Below are 16,414 nucleotides of genomic sequence, written 5' to 3' on the forward strand. Positions count from 1 at the left end.
AAACATAATGAATAGAGGTGTTTCATGAAACGAATCGCTCTACTAGGTTCCACAGGTTCCATCGGAACTCAGACATTAGATGTGGTAGCGCAGCACCCTGAGCATTTTCAAATCGAAGCGATGGCTGCTGGCCGGAACATTGAACTGCTATTGCAGCAAGCGCAACAATTTCGCCCAAAGCTAGTGTCGGTACAGGACAAAGCAGCTGCTGATGCGATTCGGATCCATCTGCCAGCAGGAACGGCGCTGACATATGGAGAGGAAGGCCTAATCGAGGTGGCCTCTTATGGTAATGCGGATACTGTCGTTACTGCAGTAATGGGCAGTATCGGTTTGAAGTCCACGTTAGCTGCTATTGAACAAGGCAAGCAGATCGGGTTGGCTAACAAAGAGACGCTCGTAACAGCAGGACATCTTGTGACAGCGGCGGCACGAAAGCATAACGTAGCTTTGTTACCGATTGACAGTGAACATTCAGCTATCTTCCAATGTTTAAACGGAGAATCGATGCGTCATTTGCGCTCGATTACGTTGACAGCATCAGGAGGTAGCTTCCGAGATAAAGGAAGAGAAGAACTTAAAGATGTAACTGTAGAACAAGCGTTGAACCATCCCAACTGGTCTATGGGTGCCAAGATTACGATAGATTCCGCAACGATGGCGAATAAAGGTCTAGAAGTTATTGAAGCACACTGGCTATTCGACATTCCTTATGAGCAAATTCAAGTGCTCATTCATCCAGAAAGCATTATTCATTCCTTCGTCGAATATGTGGACGGTTCTGTTATCGCGCAGCTTGGGCTGCCTGACATGCGTGTGCCTATCCAGTATGCATTGACATATCCAGAACGGGTCGAGATAAAAGGGCCGTCACTAAGCCTAGCTGAGATCGGTAAGCTTCATTTCCGTGAAATGGACATGGCTCGTTATCCGATGGTACGTTATGCTTATGAGAGTGGTCAAGCAGGCGGCACGGCAACGACTGTGTTTAATGCTGCAAACGAAGTTGCAGTAAGTCGTTTCCTTAAAGGGGAAATTGGTTTCTTAGATATTGAACGCATCGTTGAGAAAGTGCTGTGCAATCATCAAGTTATTGCCGCTCCTTCCTTAGCTGAAATTGAAGACGCTGATGGAAGAGCGAGAGCTGTTGCAGCTAGCTTGCCTCCAGTTGAATAACTAGCGTACACAATTCTAGGACAATGGATTCTCTTGTGCGATGATGGAGAATAATGATAATGTATAGGTTATACGCGTCCCGCAACGCTAAAGGAGGATGTTACGCTTGCAAATGGTGCAGATAGTACTGTCTTCAGTACTCGTTTTTTTCATCATCGTAACGATACATGAGTGGGGTCATTTCATATTTGCTAAGCGTGCTGGCATTCTAGTGCGGGAGTTTGCAATTGGTTTTGGACCCAAAATTTTTGCATACAAGAAGGGTGAAACACGCTATACGCTGAGATTGCTTCCAATTGGAGGCTATGTCAGAATGGCTGGCGAAGATCCCGAAGTTGTAGAAATTCAGCCAGGACAAACGATTGCGATTCGCATCGGCGATGGACAAGTGAAGAAGCTGTTTGCAGATCAACTCGATATGAGGAAAAATGTCATTCGTGGTGAGATTGTTAGCATTGATTTAGAGCGCAATCTAAATCTTACGCTGGCGGTTGATGGCGAACAGCATACGTATCAGGTGCATCCGCAAGCACTTATCGTAGCACGTAATCAGGATACTCAAATTGCACCCCGTAATCGCCAATTTGGCGGCAAGACTGTTGGTCAGCGTGCTTTGGCTATTTTTGGCGGACCATTAATGAACTTCATTCTTGCGTTTTTCTTGTTTGCTGCCCATATTTTAATGGTTGGCATTCCATTGGAAAACCCTACTTACGTCAAAGTAGGCAACATCAAAGAGGATATGCCTGCTGCCAAAGCTAATATCCAAGAAGGCGATATCATTGAGAAAATTAATGGCGTCGCAATCGGTGGAGACGCTGAAAAGCTTGTGAAAATGACAGCTGAATCAGAAGGTAAGCCGATGACGTGGAGCGTATTGCGAGGAACTGAGCGTTTAGAAGTGACACTGACTCCTGTAAAATTAGAAGGGCATGAGGGTGGAAAAGTTGGTATTTCACCTATTCTTCCGACTCGCTCACCTTCGTTTACAGAGACGTTCCAACATGCAGGAACTTCAATGGTTAACATGACGAAGTTAATATTCGATGGTTTTAAGCAGTTGGTATTCGGGCAATTCAAGCTTGATGACTTGGGTGGGCCTGTAAGAACATTCGAAATAACGGGTCAAGTTGCCAAACAAGGAATTGAACAACTTACATTATGGACAGCCATACTAAGTTTATACTTAGGTATATTCAATCTACTTCCAATTCCTGCATTGGACGGAAGCCGCTTAGTATTTATCGGAGTTGAAGCATTGAGAGGAAAGCCAATTGATCCGAACCGTGAAAGTATGGTTCACTTTGTCGGCTTCGCTATGCTTATGATGCTTATACTGGTTGTTACTTATAATGATATATTACGACTATTTAAAAGCTAATATTTTTGACGTCATTAGCTAGTCTGCATCGTTTCACTATAGAGTTATTTCATTTAGATAATAGAAAATGATGTGGCTTCGCTAATGTACAGATTCAGGAGGAACTTATCCGTCATGTCTAAGGAGAAGCAGTTCGTATCGGAAATTACACCACAGCAAGAAGATTTCTCACGCTGGTATATTGATGTTATTAAAAAAGCTGAGCTGATGGATTACTCCCCAGTTCGTGGCTGTATCGTATTCCGTCCCGATGGCTTCGAGATTTGGGAGCATATTCGTGAGGAATTAGATCGCCGCTTTAAGGAAACAGGTCACCGTAATGCTTATTTCCCAATGTTTATTCCTGAGAGCTTCTTCCAAAAGGAAAAGGAGCACGTAGAAGGATTTAATCCCGAGTTGCCATGGGTTACGGAAGCAGGTGGAGAGAAGCTTGAAGAGCGTCTTGCCATTCGTCCTACATCCGAAACCATGATTGGTCATATGTACTCCAAGTGGATTCAGTCCTATCGTGATCTCCCTGTTCTTATTAACCAATGGGCGAATGTTGTTCGTTGGGAGAAGCGTACATTGCCGTTCCTCCGTACAAGTGAATTCTTGTGGCAGGAAGGCCATACGGCACATGAAACAGAAGAAGAAGCACGTCAAGAGACCATGCAAATGCTTCAAATTTATAAAGAATTTGTTGAAGGTTACTTGGCGATTCCCGTAATCGTTGGTCAAAAAACACCTTCTGAGAAATTCGCGGGCGCGGTAGATACGTATTCAATTGAAGCGATGATGAAGGACGGACGTGCTGTACAAGCGGGTACTTCACATTACTTGGGAACAAACTTTGCTGTAGCATTTGATATCCAATACCTTGGCCGTGAAAATGCGATGGAGTATGTACACACGACTTCTTGGGGAGTAAGCACACGTCTAATTGGCTCCATGATTATGGTGCATGGTGACGATCGTGGATTGGTTTTGCCTCCTAAAGTTGCTCCAACACAAGTTGTTATTATTCCAATTGGACCTGCCAAAATGCGCGATCAAGTGGTAAGTCGTGCAGATGAATTGTTCGCTGAATTGAAAAGTGCAGGCGTTCGTGTACGTATGGATGATCGTTCCGATGTATCGCCGGGCTGGAAGTTCAACGAATACGAAATGCGCGGTGTTCCAGTTCGCCTTGAAATCGGTCCTCGTGATATGGAAAATGGTGTATGTGTACTCGTTTCTCGTGTTACAGGTGAGAAGCGAATTGTTGAGCAATCGAACCTGACGGAAGAAGTGCAGAAGATGTTGAACGACGTACATGGTGAAATGTTCAATCGTGCACTAGAATTCCGCCAAGAGAACTTCTATTCCGTGAATACAATCGACGAAATGAAAGTATCTATGGAAGAAAAACGCGGCTTCACATTAGCTGGATGGTGTGGTTCTGACGCTTGTGAGAATCAAGTGAAGGAAGAAACAGGTGCTACTAGCCGTAACATTCCATTCACGGTAGATGAGCATAAGTCCTCCTGCCTAGTATGTGGAGAGAAGGCTAAACATACCGTTGTATTTGCACGTGCATATTAATTACAATACTAATAGTGAATAAAGATGAAATGGCTTTCGATGCGGGAGCATCCCTCGGCAATCCGAATGATGACTCCTAGCGAAAGCCATTTCTGTTCTATAGATTAGACAGGAGGTGGACTTCATGACGGATCGTAGACAACGTTTTGAGCTGCTAATGAAGCAAGCCGAACTGCCGCCCGAACTTATCCATACCTTTTTTCAAGATGGACATATCGATCGTGTAGAAACAAGCCGTTCGAATCGGGAATGGACGATCCACATCGAAAAATCAACGATTGTACCACCGGAAGCGTACCGAACATTTTGTTTGAAAATCCAAGATAAAATGTCTCATATCGCAAAGATAAGAATCATTTTTCATTATGAAGAAGTGGTTTCTTATCAAGAAGTCGTTGAATCTTATTGGCAGCTATTCATGGAATGGGTGAAACGTGAGGTTGCTTCCGTAAATGGTTGGCTGCATCGGGCGCAGATTGAAGTTGAATCTGATCTGGTTCGGATATTACTAACTGAAGAAACTTCATTGGAACTGGCTAAGAAAAAGCAAATTGATGAATACGTCAAGCGCTTCTATGATACGTATTTCTCTCGCCAATTACGTGTACAGCTTCAGATTGGACAGCAAGACAAAGAAGTGGTCCAGGAATTCCAAGCGAAGCTGGTTGAGGAAGAACGTAAAGCTGTTCAGCGCATGATGGAAGAAGCTGCGTTGGAGTCTGTCGATCAAGATGCTGAACCGGGAGTTGTTCCGGATCGTCTACAATTTGGCTATGAAGTTAAAGATCAACCTATGCCAATTATGGACGTGCAGGATGAAGAGAAGCGTGTTACATTGCAAGGTATGGTATTCGGATTGGAAACGAAGGAACTGCGGAATGGTAATACGCTATTTACCTACAATGTAACGGACTTTTCTGATTCCATGCTAATCAAGATGTTTGCTAAGTCAAAAGAAGATGTACTTAAACTTAGTCTCTTATCGAACGGAAAATGGGTTAAAGTACGTGGTCGTGTCGAGTATGACCGGTTTATGATGACACCAGAGCTAGTTATGCTCGCGTCTGATTTGCAAGAAGTAACTGCTCCTCCAGAACGCCAAGATACAGCAGAGGAAAAGCGGGTAGAGTTCCATTTGCACACGACGATGAGCACGATGGATGCCGTTACTTCAATTGATAGTTATGTGAAGCAAGCAGCGAAGTGGGGACATAAGGCAATAGCTGTTACGGATCATGCCAATGTCCAATGTTATCCAGAAGCTGCTAAGGCTGCGAAAAAGCATGGTGTCAAAGTGATTTATGGTCTGGAAGCGAATGTGGTCAATGATAATACGGAAGTCGTTATGAATGCAGGACCCCGCAACTTGAAAGAGGCAACTTATGTTGTATTTGATATCGAGACAACGGGTCTATCCGTATCGAACAACAAAATTATCGAGATTGCGGCAGTTAAAATGCAGGACGGCAAAGAGATTGATCGGTACGCTTCATTCGTTAATCCGCATGAACGTATTCCATACAACATCCAGCAATTAACGAATATTACGGACGATATGGTTCAAGATGCGCCCGAAGTAGATGAAGTGTTGAAACAGTTCGTAGCGTTTGTGGAAGACGATATCCTAGTTGCTCATAATGCTCGATTTGATATGGGCTTCGTACAGCATAATCTGAAACAGTTAGGATTGGCGGAACTGTCTAACCCTGTATTGGATACGCTTGAACTAGCAAGATTGATTCATCCAACAATCAAAAATCATCGACTAAATACGTTGGCAGACAAGTATAAAGTATCGCTTGAAAATCATCACCGTGCGATAGATGATACGATTGCTTTGTCAGGTGTGTTAGTTGGATTGCTGCATGACGCGCATTCGATACGTGGTATTGAGATGTTGGATCGTCTTAATGATTACGTCGGTCAGAACTTAAAAAATACACGTCCATTCCACTGCAGCATTTATGCATTGAACAATGTGGGCAAAAAGAATTTGTACAAGCTTGTTTCGTCATCCCATACGGAGTACTTCCATCGTGTTGCTTGTATTCCAAAGCGCAAGCTGATCGAACATCGTGAAGGGCTGCTTATCATTTCAGGCTGTGAGAAAGGCGAATTCTTTGAGGCTGTATTGAACAAGTCCCGAGAAGAAGCAGAAGAAATCGCTCAATTTTATGATGTGTTAGAAATTCAACCGCTCACGATGTACATGCATCTTGTAGATAAGGGGCTTGTGGGCGCACCGTCTGATATTGAGCAAGCCATTCGTAAAGTATGTGACATTGGAGACAAGTTTGGTAAGCCGGTCATAGCGACTGGTAACGTTCATTATTTGAATCCACGGGATAAAATGTTCCGTGATATTACGATCCATGGTATTACTGGCTTTAGTCCGCTTAAAGACCAAAAGAAACCAGATGCTCATTTCCGTACGACGACAGAAATGCTTAAGGAATTTGAGTTCCTTGGTGCTGATGTTGCAAAGCGAGTTGTTATAACGAACCCGAATGAATTGGCAGAACGATTTGAAGCATTGAAACTGTTCCCAGATGAGTTGTTTACGCCGATTATTGATGGTGCAGATGAAGAGATGCGTAATACTTGTTACGACACAGCAAAGCGCATTTATGGCGAGCCTGTGCCTGAAATCGTTGTTGCACGACTAGAGAAGGAACTTGAACCGATTATTAAATTCGGTTTCTCTGCGAACTATTTGATTTCCGAGCGGCTTGTAAAAAAATCGAATGCAGATGGCTACTTGGTTGGTTCTCGTGGTTCCGTAGGTTCATCAGTCGTTGCGACGTTCCTTGGTATCTCTGAAGTTAATCCGTTGCCACCGCATTATGTATGCCTTAACTCAGAATGCAAGCATAACGAGTGGATTACAGATGGTAGTGTCCCAAGTGGGTTCGATTTGCCTGATAAGGATTGTCCGGACTGCGGTGGTCGCATGAAAGGCGAGGGACAGGATATCCCATTTGAAACGTTCCTTGGATTTAAGGGAGATAAAGTTCCCGATATCGATTTGAACTTCTCAGGTGAATATCAGCCGATTGCGCATAATTACACGAAGGAGCTATTTGGTGAGAAAAGTGTATTCCGTGCAGGTACGATCGGTACGGTAGCAGAGAAGACAGCGTTTGGTTTTACGAAGAAATATGAAGAGAATTACCATAAAAAATGGCGCGGTGCAGAATTGAACCGGCTTGCATCAGGTTGTACAGGTGTAAAACGCAGTACAGGACAGCATCCAGGCGGTATCGTTGTAGTTCCAGACTATATGGAAGTTGAAGATATTACGCCTATTCAATTCCCAGCAGATGATACAAGTGCGGAATGGAAGACTACGCATTTCGATTATCACGCTTTCGATGCTAACTTGCTAAAGCTTGATATTCTAGGTCACGATGATCCGACGATGATGCGTATGCTTCAGGACTTAACTGGAGTAGACCCAACGACGATCCCGATGAATGATCCCAAAGTGATGAGCTTGTTCAACTCTACGAAGGCGCTTAAGGTTGAGCCTGAGCAAATTCGCACACCTGTTGCGACGTATGGTATACCAGAAATGGGGACGCGATTCGTTCGCCAAATGCTTGTCGAATGTCAGCCAAGTTCTTTTGCCGATTTGCTGCAAATATCAGGTTTATCCCATGGCACAGGGGTATGGCTTGGAAATGCTCAAGAACTTATTAAAAGTGGTATTTGTACGATTAAGACCGTTATCGGTTGTCGTGACGAGATTATGCTGTTCCTTATCTACAAAGCGGGTATGGATGCAAGTCTAGCATTTAAGATTACGGAAAATGTACGTAAAGGTAAGGGACTTTCAGAAGATTGGATTAATGAGATGAAGCGCTGCAATGTACCGCAATGGTATATTGATTCTTGTTTGAAAATCCAGTACATGTTCCCGAAAGCCCATGCTGCTGCTTATGTTATTTCAGCAGTACGCTGTGCTTACTATAAGCTGTATCATCCAATCGAGTTCTACGCTACGTATTTCACGGTTCGTGCGGAAGACTTTGATATTGAGCTACTCTGCCAAGGCCATGAGGCGATCAACCGTAAGATTGATGAAATTGAAGCGAAAGGTTTCCAAGCACTTCCGAAAGAGAAGAACATGCTTCCTGTTTTGGAAATGGCGTTGGAGATGACGGCTCGTGGCTTGAGTTTTAAGTCCCTTGATCTTTATCGTTCAGATGCAACGAAGTTCTTAGTGGAGGGGGATTCGCTAATTCCACCTTTCTCCGCGTTGCAGGGTATTGGCGAGAATGCTGCACGTAACATTGCGGCTTCGCGTGAAGGTGATGAATACTTGTCGATCGAAGATTTCCAGCAGCGTTCTAAAGCTTCGAAGACGATTATTGAGCTGTTAACACAGATGGGCTGCTTCCGCGGATTACCTGAGACGAACCAGCTGTCGCTGTTCTGACACATTGCTTTTTGGTAATTGTTTATGCTATAATTCTTTTGGTAATCATGTGGATACAGCCGTTGAGAAGAGTGGGGAAACCCACTCTTTCATATTTACATCCGGACTTTTTTTGTATAACACCAATTTCTGTTAAGAATTGAACAGGTAATTGCGATGTAGATGCAACGGAATTAACCATATATTTAAAAGAGACATACGTAGTGTATCGGGAGGTACAAAGCTTGAGCACACCGAACATCAAATCGGTAGTAGAAAACATGTTGCAACCTTATTTGGATGAGCATCAGTTCGAGTTAGTTGACATTGAATATGTCAAAGAAGGAAGCAGTTGGTTCCTGCGCGTGTTTGTGGACAAGGATGGCGGGATCGACATTGAGGACTGTGGTCGCGTTAGCGAATATTTGAGTCTGCAATTGGATGAGAATGATCCAATTACAGATGCTTACTTCCTAGAAGTATCTTCTCCTGGCGCAGAACGTCCGTTGAAGAAGCCGAAGGACTACGAGAAATCGATTGGCAAGCATGTCTTCGTGACTACATATGAGCCTATTCAAGGTCTCAAAGAGTTTGAAGGTACGCTTGTATCCTATGATGGTGAAACAGTCGTAGTACGAGTTGGCAAGAAAGAGTATGAATTGTCTACATCCAAAGTAGCCAGCGCACGTTTGGCTATTATGTTCTAACATTAATATGTAATTTTCTTTACGTACATGAGTACATGATGAAGCCGTTTCGCGGCTGAAAGGGGGAGCTTACCGCATGAGTATTGATTTTATTGAAGCGTTGGCAGAGATAGAGCATGAAAAAGGAATTGCCAAAGAAATATTGATTGACGCGATTGAAGCTGCTTTGATTTCCAGCTACAAGCGTAATTTTAACGCAGCACAAAATGTTCGTGTGGATATTAATCGTACAACGGGTGTAATTAAAGTATATGCCCGTAAAACGGTCGTAGATGAGGTTATGGACCCTCGACACGAAATTTCGCTGCATGCATCCCGTGAAGTGAATCCGAACTACCAGATTGATGACGTCTGTGAAATTGAAGTGACCCCACGCGAGTTCGGTCGTATTGCAGCACAGACGGCTAAGCAAGTTGTAACACAGCGTATTCGTGAAGCAGAGCGCGGGCTCATCTATCATGCGTTCGTTGATCGTGCCGAAGATATCGTTACAGGTATCGTTCAACGTCAAGATACGCGCAACGTATTTATTGATTTGGGTAAGGTGGAAGCAGTTCTTCCTTTGAACGAAATGATGCCGAACGAGAAGTTCAAACACGGAGATCGTGTTAAAGCATACATTACGAAAGTAGAGAACACAACGAAAGGCCCACAAATTATTTTGTCCCGTACTCATCCAGGATTGCTTAAGCGTCTGTTTGAGTTGGAAGTACCTGAGATCTTCGAAGGCGTCGTAGAGATCAAGTCTGTTGCGCGTGAAGCGGGTCAACGTTCGAAGATTGCGGTTTATTCCCGTAATACAGAAGTAGATCCAGTAGGTTCCTGTGTTGGTCCTAAAGGTACACGCGTACAAACGATCGTTAACGAGCTTCGCGGTGAAAAAATCGATATCGTACGTTGGTCTGAGGATGTAGAGGAGTACGTAGCAAACTCACTTAGTCCTTCTAAGGTAGTGGAAGTTGATGTTCGTGAAGTTGAGAAGATGGCACGTGTAATCGTTCCTGATTACCAATTGTCACTTGCAATCGGCATCAAGGGTCAAAATGCGCGCCTTGCAGCTAAGCTGACAGGCTGGAAGATTGACATTAAGAGCGAGTCCCAAATTGGTGAAGTCATTGCTGCTGAATTAGACGCTGAAGATCTAGCGATTGAGCAAGAGCGTTTGGCTGTTGAACAAGACTTCGACCCAACGGAACCGCTTGAACAAGAAGCAGCTCTAAATGAAGAAGATGAGCAGATTACAGAGACTCAGCAGACACAAGAGTAATTTGTACAAACAAGTTCTCGTTCTGCTGAAGGGCAAGGGGGTTCAGTCATGAAACCGAGAAAAGTACCGCTGCGCAAATGCGTTGCTTGTCAGCAAATGATGCCCAAAAAGGAGCTTATCCGCGTTGTCAAGACTCCCCAAGATGAGGTTCAAATCGACTTGACAGGCAAGAAGTCGGGTCGGGGTGCTTACTTATGTGGAAAGCTGGCTTGCTTCAAACTGGCACATAAGTCAAAAGCTCTTGACCGTGCGCTTAAGCAAGCGGTGCACGCTGATATATATCAACAGTTGGCGCAGGATTTCATCCGCGTCGAAGATGATTTTCTCGCTAACAAGGAGCGAGATGAAGATGAAGAATAAAGTCCTGTCTCAACTTGGCTTGGCGCAACGTGCTGGCAAGCTGGTATCCGGAGACGACATTGTGTTTAAAGCAATACGAAATAGTCAGGCTCGATTAGTAATCGTTGCAGGTGATGCATCTGAGAACACAAAGAAAAAGTTCAAAGATAAGTGTCGCACCTACAATGTTCCACTTGTTATTGGATTTACCCGAGATGAGCTTGGAGAAAGTATAGGTAAACTAGACCGAGTGATATTGGGGGTAACCGACAAGGGCTTCGCGAGCTTGATGCATAACGGGCTGATAACTATGTCGGAGGTGGAGTATATTGGTGAAACAAGGGAAGGACAATAAGGAAAAGTTAAGAGTTTACGAATATGCAAAATCAATCAACATGAGTAGTAAAGAAATTATTACGATTCTTAAACGACTTAATTATCCTGTAAACAATCATATGAGTGTAATGGAGACTGATGCTGTGGGTAAAGTAGAGCAACATTTCAAAGACGTAAAGGCAAATGCACAAGCTAAGAACGAAGGAACACCGGCTAAGCCACAAGGTGAAGCACAAGTAAGCCAATCTACTGGAGCGGCTTCTGAGGCGCCACGTGGTGGCGAACAACAGCGCGAGCGCACTGGTGGGCAGCGCAGTGAAGGTTCCCGTTCGCATGAAGGACGTCCAGCGCGTGATGGTCAACAAGGAGGACGCCCTTTCAATCGTGAAGGTGGTGATCGCCCTCGTGGTGATCGTCCGCAAGGTCAAGGACGTCCACAAGGCCAAGGTGGATACAACAGTGGCCAAGGCCGTCCGCAAGGCGGAGGTCAAGGACGCCCGCAAGGCCAAGGTGGATACAACAGTGGTGGTCAAGGCCGTCCGCAAGGCGGAGGTCAAGGACGCCCGCAAGGCCAAGGTGGATACAACAGTGGTGGTCAAGGCCGTCCGCAAGGCGGAGGTCAAGGACGCCCGCAAGGCCAAGGTGGATACAACAGTGGTGGTCAAGGACGTCCACAAGGCGGAGGTCAAGGTGGTCAAGGCGGGTTCCGCGGTGGTCAACAAGATCGTCGTCCAGGTGGAGCACCAGGTGGTAACCGTGGTCCAGCAACACCAGCACCAGCTCGTTCAACGGTAGATAAGCCACAACCGGCTCGTATGAATCAAAACCCTAAAGGGAACAGATTCGGTGAACAAGATAGTGATCGTCGTAATGGCGGCGCTGCTGGCAAGAAGACTCAAGGATTCAATCGTTTCGATGACAATCGTAACCGCGGTCCTAGAGGAAAAGGCAGAGGTAAAGGCCGTAACGACAAGAGACAGCATGAAGTTCGTGAAAAGATCGATAACACGCCTAAGAAAATTATTGTGCGCGGCGCAATGACAGTTGGCGAATTAGCTAAACTTCTTCACAAGGATGCTTCCGAAGTTATTAAGAAGCTATTGCTCATGGGCGTAATGGCGACAATTAACCAAGAGGTTGATTTGGATACGATCCAGCTTATCGCTGAAGAGTTCAAAGTTGAAGTTGAATTGAAGCTTCCTGTTCAGGAAGATCCGTTCGAAGAGCAAGAAGAAGCAGAGGATGAAGCTAAGCTTCAAACGCGTCCGCCAGTTGTAACGATTATGGGTCACGTTGACCATGGTAAAACGACACTTCTTGATGCGATCCGCAAAACGAACGTAACAGGCGGCGAGGCTGGTGGTATTACACAGCATATCGGTGCTTATCAAGTAGAGATTAACAACAAAAAGATTACGTTCCTTGATACTCCAGGTCACGAAGCGTTTACGCTTATGCGTGCACGTGGTGCACAAGTTACAGATATTACGATTATCGTTGTTGCAGCTGATGACGGTGTAATGCCTCAGACAGTTGAAGCAATTAGCCATGCGAAGGCTGCTGGCGTTCCAATTATCGTAGCGGTTAACAAAATCGATAAGCCAGCTGCTGACGTAGATCGCGTAAAAACAGAATTGATGGCATATGAACTTGTTGCAGAAGAGTTCGGTGGAGATACTATCTTCGTTAACGTATCTGCTAAACAACGTACTGGCCTAGAAGATTTGCTTGAGATGATCCTTCTAGTATCTGAAGTAAATGACTTCAAAGCTAACCCAGACAAATTGGCTCGCGGTACAGTTATCGAGGCAGAGCTTGATAAGGGTCGTGGTTCTGTAGCACGTATTCTTGTACAAAGCGGTACGCTTAAAGTCGGTGATGCTTTCGTTGCAGGTACATGCTTCGGACGTGTTCGTGCAATGGTTAACGACCGTGGTCGTCGACTCAAGGAAGCAGGTCCTTCTACACCTGTAGAAATTACAGGTTTGACGGAAGTTCCACAAGCTGGCGATGTCTTCATCGGCTTTGAAGATGAGCGTAAAGCTCGTTCTATTGCAGAGAAGCGTTCCACGACACTTCGTGAGAGTCAATTGGGTGCGAACACGCGTGTAACGTTGGATGACTTGTTCAAGCATATCAAAGACGGTGAAATGAAAGAACTTAACGTGATTATCAAGGCTGACGTTCAAGGTTCTGTTGAGGCGCTACGTGGTTCCTTGCAGAAGATTGAAGTTGAAGGCGTACGCGTTAAAATCATTCACTCCGGTGCAGGTGCGATTACAGAATCTGATGTTATCTTGGCGACAGCATCCAGTGCGATTGTTATTGGATTCAACGTTCGTCCTGATGCTCAGGCTCAATTGACAGCTGATCAAGAAAAAGTCGACGTGCGTATGCACCGCGTTATCTACACGATCGTAGAAGAGATTGAGCAAGCGATGAAAGGTATGTTGGATCCTGAGTACAAAGAAGTTGTACTTGGTCATGCTGAAGTTCGCAACATGTTCAAGCTCGGTAAAGTGGGCACGATCGCTGGTTGTATGGTTACTTCCGGTAAAATGGTTCGTAACGCTGAAGTACGTGTCATCCGTGCAGGAATTGTCGTCTTCGAAGGTAAGTTAGATTCCTTGAAACGCTTCAAAGATGATGCGAAAGAAGTTGCACAAGGCTACGAATGTGGTATTATGTTTGACAAGTTCAATGACCTCAAAGAAGGCGACGTTATCGAAGCCTACCAAATGGAAGCAGTTGAACGTAAATAAAGCCCTCAAAGAGAAAAAGAGGTGAAGTAAGATGGCAAAAGTTCGTACTGGTCGTGTGGGAGAGCAGATCAAGAAAGAATTGAGCATGCTCATCCAAACGGAATTGAAAGACCCGCGTATTGGATTTCTAACAGTGACAGGTGTTGATGTTACAAGTGACTTGTCGATGGCTAAAATATACTTGAGTGTACTTGGTGATGATGAGGCACGTGACAACTCACTTAAAGCATTGGAGAAGGCTAATGGTTTCCTTCGTTCCGAACTAGGTAAGCGAATTCGTTTCCGCCATACGCCTGAGCTTGTATTCAAGCTTGACTCTTCGATTGCATACGGCAGCAAGATCGAGCGTCTCTTATCAGAGATTAAAGATGGAGATACTGGTCATGAGCAATAAGAAAGCTGATTTCACTCAAGAGCAATTACAAAATAACGGCAAAGTTCTGTCTGCTGCGAATAGTCTTTCGCAGCTAGACGGGGCTCTGCCGTCTTCTTATGCGCACGATCTTGATCGTGCGCTAACGTTTATCCAGGAACATGATCAATTTCTAGTTATAGCACATGTAAACCCAGATGGTGATGCAATAAGCTCGACGGTAGCGATTGGTTGGTTGTTAGCGCAATGGAATAAGTCATTCACGATGGTCAATGCGAATGAGGTACCAAGCAAGCTCATGTTTTTGTCAAAGGCAGACGAGATACAAATAGCAGAGCAAGGTCATTTGGAGGGAAGAGAACCATTTCAGACGGTCATTTGTGTAGATTGTGCTGATTATGGAAGGATAGGAAGCATATCGGATTGGGTAGCACCTAATGCTCACATTTTGAACATTGATCATCATCCTACAAATAACCGTTATGGAAATGTTGCTCTTATTAGAGAAGATGCGGCAGCTACAGCAGAAATTTTGTTTGATTTGTTCGATCGCGGCTCCATTCCACTATCAAATGAAATTGCGACCATTTTGTATACGGGTCTTTTGACTGATACAGGGGGCTTCCGTTATAGCAATACAACACCACATGTAATGGAAATCGCGTCCAAGCTGCTTACTTACGGTGTCAAAGGTAACGTTATTGCTGAGCGTTTGTTAGAAGCGATTTCAAAGCCGCAGATGAATTTGATTCAACGTGGCTTAAGCAGATTAAACTATGCATCCGAAGAACGGATTGCTTGGCTATACATTACCCCTGAAGATATGCAGCAAACAGGTGCTTCTAACGAGGATCTTGAAGGATTGGTTAACTATCCGAGAAACATCGAAGGAGTAGAGGTTGGCTTATTGTTTAAAGAAGTCGTGCCTGGTAGGGTCAAAGTGAGCATGCGTTCAGCAGGTGATATAAATGTAGCTGCGATTGCCCAAATATTCGATGGTGGTGGACATGTTAAGGCTGCAGGCTGTACCGTGCATTTGCCATTGAAAGAGGCAATTCAAGCAGTAGTAGAGCAGGTGAAACAAACGTTATGACACAATGGAATGGCGTGTTGTCCGTGTGGAAGCCAGAAGGGTGGACTTCGCACGATGTTGTTGCAAAAGTACGAGGGATTCTAAAAGAAAAGCGTATTGGGCATACAGGTACGCTTGACCCTCAAGTAACTGGAGTTCTTCCTCTTTGTTTAGGTAGGGCGACACGTATTGTAGAATATTTACAAGAACAGCCAAAGCAATACGAAGCCGTTATTTGTTTTGGCAAAGCAACGGATACCGAAGATAGCACAGGCGAGATAACAGAGACCGCTGATTGTTCTCATTTGACGGAATCTCAAATTCGTGAATCGATTCTCTCTTTTATAGGAGAGATCGAGCAAACGCCTCCTATGTATTCCGCGGTAAAGGTAAATGGCAAGCGATTGTATGAGCTCGCTAGAGAAGGTAAGGTTGTTGAACGTAAGTCCAGAAAAGCTACCATTCATGATATTTCTATCATTGAATGTATAGGGATTGGGACCAGTGAGCCAACTGTTCGATTCCGTGTAACTTGTTCAAAAGGAACGTATATCCGCACTTTGTGTGTAGATATTGGCCGTTCGCTGCAAGTTCCTTCTACGATGGGTAAGCTTGTACGTACATTGTCTGCAGGATTTGAGGAGAAAGACAGCTTGACGATTGAACAAATTCAACAAGCTGTGAGCGACGGTTCATTAGAGAATCATCTTATCTCTATCGAAAAGGCTGTCTCGTTTATTCCTTCTATCCAGATACAAAATGATTATGCATCTTATGCTACGCAAGGCAAGGGAATTCCTTTCCGCGCATGTTCGTTTCAGCCTTTGACGCAGCAGTTGTATCGGCTGCATGATGAGGAAGGAACGTTCTACGGATTATTTCAAGTTCCAGAAGGTCAGTTTGCATTACGTGCAGTAAAAGCATTTCTTCCATCCTAATAGGGTTGTAGTCTGCTGGTCATCAGATGTATAATGAGTACGGTTGGCTGATGTTTAACAACATAGCCCTTAAATTGCTCGTA

At 44.6% G+C, this 16,414-nt stretch carries 12 protein-coding genes; all 12 read left to right on the plus strand.

The window, feature by feature from the left end; translation table 11 throughout:
* The first annotated feature begins 24 nt into the window (after nt 1–24).
* Entirely contained in the window at nt 25–1,176 is a 1,152-nt protein-coding gene (locus NQ117_RS17390; protein ID WP_258279280.1) for a 1-deoxy-D-xylulose-5-phosphate reductoisomerase, read from the plus strand.
* A gap of 106 nt (nt 1,177–1,282) precedes the next feature.
* Nucleotides 1,283–2,557 carry an RIP metalloprotease RseP gene (gene rseP, locus NQ117_RS17395; protein ID WP_258279443.1) on the plus strand — a complete coding sequence of 425 codons (1,275 nt, stop codon included), beginning with the start codon at nt 1,283–1,285 and terminating at the stop codon, nt 2,555–2,557.
* Nucleotides 2,558–2,671: 114 nt separating this feature from the next.
* Nucleotides 2,672–4,120, plus strand: a complete 1,449-nt coding sequence (gene proS / locus NQ117_RS17400) for a proline--tRNA ligase (protein WP_258279281.1) — start codon at nt 2,672–2,674, stop codon at nt 4,118–4,120.
* Nucleotides 4,121–4,244: 124 nt separating this feature from the next.
* Nucleotides 4,245–8,558, plus strand: coding sequence for a PolC-type DNA polymerase III (locus tag NQ117_RS17405; RefSeq protein ID WP_258279282.1), 4,314 nt, complete (start codon nt 4,245–4,247; stop codon nt 8,556–8,558).
* 224 nt (nt 8,559–8,782) lie between these two features.
* Entirely contained in the window at nt 8,783–9,244 is a 462-nt protein-coding gene (rimP, locus tag NQ117_RS17410; protein ID WP_258279283.1) for a ribosome maturation factor RimP, read from the plus strand.
* Between the two features lie 76 nt (nt 9,245–9,320).
* A complete protein-coding gene (gene nusA / locus NQ117_RS17415) occupies nt 9,321–10,511 on the plus strand; it encodes a transcription termination factor NusA (protein ID WP_258279284.1) in 1,191 nt (396 codons plus the stop codon).
* Between the two features lie 48 nt (nt 10,512–10,559).
* Nucleotides 10,560–10,871, plus strand: a complete 312-nt coding sequence (gene rnpM / locus NQ117_RS17420) for an RNase P modulator RnpM (RefSeq protein WP_144990915.1) — start codon at nt 10,560–10,562, stop codon at nt 10,869–10,871.
* Nucleotides 10,861–11,205: a L7Ae/L30e/S12e/Gadd45 family ribosomal protein gene (locus tag NQ117_RS17425; RefSeq protein WP_258279285.1), complete on the plus strand. Its 345-nt coding sequence runs from the start codon at nt 10,861–10,863 to the stop codon at nt 11,203–11,205. Before rnpM ends, NQ117_RS17425 begins: the two co-directional genes overlap by 11 nt.
* Nucleotides 11,206–11,245: 40 nt before the next feature.
* Complete coding sequence (gene infB, locus NQ117_RS17430) at nt 11,246–13,948, plus strand: translation initiation factor IF-2 (RefSeq protein WP_375163096.1); 2,703 nt, start codon at nt 11,246–11,248, stop codon at nt 13,946–13,948.
* Between the two features lie 31 nt (nt 13,949–13,979).
* Nucleotides 13,980–14,342, plus strand: coding sequence for a 30S ribosome-binding factor RbfA (gene rbfA / locus NQ117_RS17435; protein WP_258279287.1), 363 nt, complete (start codon nt 13,980–13,982; stop codon nt 14,340–14,342).
* A complete protein-coding gene (locus NQ117_RS17440; RefSeq protein ID WP_258279288.1) occupies nt 14,332–15,414 on the plus strand; it encodes a DHH family phosphoesterase in 1,083 nt (360 codons plus the stop codon). Before rbfA ends, NQ117_RS17440 begins: the two co-directional genes overlap by 11 nt.
* A complete protein-coding gene (gene truB / locus NQ117_RS17445; RefSeq protein WP_258279289.1) occupies nt 15,411–16,331 on the plus strand; it encodes a tRNA pseudouridine(55) synthase TruB in 921 nt (306 codons plus the stop codon). The genes NQ117_RS17440 and truB overlap by 4 nt, the downstream gene beginning before the upstream one ends.
* Nucleotides 16,332–16,414: the final 83 nt, after the last annotated feature.

The organism is Paenibacillus sp. SC116, from assembly GCF_024733555.1.
GTDB lineage: Bacteria > Bacillota > Bacilli > Paenibacillales > Paenibacillaceae > Paenibacillus_B.